Here is a 3,105-nt window from a genome sequence, read left to right on the forward strand (position 1 = left end):
TTATTATAACGACAAACGGGGGCGATCTGTGACAGCAAAGCCGTTCGCAGGTATTTATACTTAGCTTAATATATATTCACCAAAAGACAAGTAGCCTACAAGCTAGATCGGCAGAACGATTTCATTCACCATAGAGAGCAATTCACGATCGTGAGGTAAAAATGAATAGAAAATGACTGAATAGTGAGTCATAATGCCCTGTCTTAATTAAATATCGTACAATATTCCTGTTAGCAAATATGATAATTTTCGGGTGGAGAGGCTACGCCAAAGCTCGCGATCGACAGTGGAATTTGCCAACAGTTTAAAATCCAAATAAATTTGCATGTTAGAAGCATTCACCGCCGCCCTATCCCTAATTACAGTATCAGAAATCGGCGATAAAACTTTCTTTATGGCGGTAATTTTAGCCAGCCGTTATCCCCGTAAGCCAGTATTTTTCGGAGTAGTAACGGCACTGGCCGCAATGACAGTTTTATCGGTAGCGATCGGTGAATTGCTAATTTTACTACCAAGTTTAATCGCGCGATATCTTCCTGCTAATTGGACTTTTTTAAATTTAATCTCGATCGAGCGAGTCGCAGCACTACTATTTCTCATCTTTGGGATTAAGTTACTGTATTCTGCGCGCACGATGTCCGTCGCTACCGATATCGAAGTGATGGCTGAAGCGGAAGAAGCAATTGAAGAGGGCGAACGCAAATTCAAACAGCGCAATACGGCTTGGAAAATCTTTTTAGAGAGTTGTGTCCTGACATTTGTGGCGGAATGGGGCGATCGCACCCAGTTTGCGACGATTACTTTAGCAGCCAGTCAAGAACCGATCGGGGTGATGCTAGGTGGCACTCTCGGACATGCCATCTGCGCGCTAATTGCCGTAATTGGCGGTCGGGCGATCGCCAGTCATATCTCCGAGCGGACGATTACAATTATTGGTGGAGTATTATTTATCTTACTGGCGATCGTCTCACTCGTTTTTGGTGGGAAGTAGTTGCTAGCTATACTCAAAAGTGGTTAAAACCACTCCTCGTGATGCAAAGTCTGCTGTCTTGTCGCGCTCAACCCTCGGCAAAGCCGAGGAGCGCGCGCCGCCTACGCGGACTGACTGATTAGTCCGCGTAGGCGGACTTTGCAACATTAGCCGCGACTTCAGTCGCAGGTTGACTGCTATAAAACTGGCGGCAACCCAACCTCTTTGGGTGTGACTAATTTACCCTCAAAACTCATCGCATATGCCCCTACCGTTCTGGCTTCGGCAACTTGACGCCGGAGTTCGGCTCGATCGAAATCATTATCGATGCCACCTAATAAATAGACAATTAACTTCGCCGCCAAATCGCGCCCAGAGACTAGAATCCGTTTCTTGTTCGGATCGTACAAAATGCCATACCACAGCGATTGAGGCAAATCGATCTGACTAAACCCACCATCGGTATCATAGCGATCGAGTTTACGCAAAACCTCGGTTTCAGCCATTTGTTTTTTAAAAACCGCCATCCCTACCCCTTGGGCAAAGGCAACCTGTCCGACGGGACGAAATAAGATATGCCCCTCACCACCACCTGGCTCAAAACTAAACCGGCGCAATTGGGTAGTATCTTCGCTGTTCAAACGTCCATAACTGGTAAATTGAGCTAACTTGTCGAACAACCGACTAAAAGCAGCTATTGCGGCTGCTAACTCTGTGGAATTGGGACGCAATGGCACTAGCCCTTTTTGGGCTTTGGGTTTCCAATGCGGGAACTGATATTGGAGATATTTAGCCGCCATATCTTGCAAAGCTTGCAACGTAGTCAGTACGGTAGTCTTAGTCGCCACCGTCGCACTATCCCAATTTACGCGCGGTTTGCGTCCGGGCAGATCTTTTAATAACGGATGATTGACGGCAATCTGTCGCGCCACGATCGCAAAGCCATCATTTTCATCGAGTTGCGCTAATTGTCCTTTACTCAACGCGATCGCCATCAGATTAACATGGACGAAGATCGATCGAATCCGCCGCCGCGCCTCCAGTTGTGTCTCACCTTTAACCACCGCTGAGATAAATTCAATCCCGATTGTCTCCTGCGGTAAACTCTCCAAATACTCTGGAGATGTCCCCAGTTCATTGAGGATAATTTTATGTCCGACTGGGTTGCGCTCTTTATTATATCTAGGCAATTCCCCAGTCCGTAATAACTCCATCAACCCCTGTATGCCCATCAACCGATGCTGTCCGTCGAGGGCATATATTCGCACGGATTCGCCCACATCTAATAATCCGACACTATTGTTGCCATCGATCGGCATAAATATCGCCGCCGATTCGGTTGCCTTACCACCTCTACCCCACTCATCCGCATGCATATTATCCACCCAACGCCTGTCGATGGTAACTAATACAGGTGGGAATTTGTGGGTGGTTCGTCCTGCTAAATATTGAACCAAAGCCGCCTGTCTGCTCCAGTCGAGCGGACGCTGTTGGCTGACTTCGATACTCTCACTATCGATTGCGATGTTCCGATCTTGAGGCTGATGTTGCTCTGATAACAGACTCATCTCCGAGGCATATTTTACGCGATCGGCCAACCATTGCAACGTGACCGAGCCGATATATGCCTCGCTGCCACCCATACTAGTGCGCTGGACGAGAATTTCATGGGGCTGGATGCTGGGAATCTTGCTGGCTGGCATTGTCAACGGCTGAGTGAAGTTACCGCACCTAGACTAACAGCTTTCTCGTCACAGCCTCCAGAGGTTTTTAAAAACTTAACAGACGATTTATTTGTCGATAAACTATTACTAAATCAAGTTTCATACAGTCCAAAAGTGTGGCGTAGACTTGTGTGGAGGTTTTCGAGATCGTTGGCGTAGCCTAACGTAGGTAATCGAGCCGATGACACGAGAAATAGCAGATACTGTTCCAATCATCCGCAAATGTGGCTAGGTTATTGCGTAATATCTCTGCTTGAGATCGATCGATTCCACGATCCGCCAGATCGACAACATCAACATCCACAAAAGTTACAATTACTCTAGCTTCGTTAGCAACATTACTAGGCAAGCTCTTTAGCTCGATCTGTCCATCTCGATAAATGCCTTCTACCGTAGTTAACACTTTTCTTG

General features: G+C 46.9%; 3 protein-coding genes. 1 reads left to right on the forward strand and 2 read right to left on the reverse strand.

Features of this window, described 5'->3' with window-relative positions; translation table 11 throughout:
- Window positions 1-325 precede the first annotated feature (325 nt).
- Window positions 326-991: a TMEM165/GDT1 family protein gene (locus RMO84_RS16760; protein ID WP_310489576.1), complete on the forward strand. Its 666-nt coding sequence runs from the start codon at window positions 326-328 to the stop codon at window positions 989-991.
- A gap of 176 nt (window positions 992-1,167) precedes the next feature.
- Here RMO84_RS16760 and RMO84_RS16765 read toward each other — a convergent pair whose 3' ends face one another.
- Both RMO84_RS16765 and RMO84_RS16770 read right to left on the reverse strand, forming a co-directional pair.
- Window positions 1,168-2,673, reverse strand: a complete 1,506-nt coding sequence (locus tag RMO84_RS16765) for a DGQHR domain-containing protein (protein ID WP_310489577.1) — start codon at window positions 2,671-2,673, stop codon at window positions 1,168-1,170.
- Between the two features lie 181 nt (window positions 2,674-2,854).
- On the reverse strand, window positions 2,855-3,105 hold a 251-nt coding region (locus tag RMO84_RS16770; RefSeq protein ID WP_310489578.1), incomplete at its 5' end, for a hypothetical protein.

The sequence above is a fragment of the Chamaesiphon sp. VAR_69_metabat_338 genome (assembly GCF_031423935.1).
Taxonomy (GTDB): Bacteria; Cyanobacteriota; Cyanobacteriia; order Cyanobacteriales; family Chamaesiphonaceae; genus Chamaesiphon.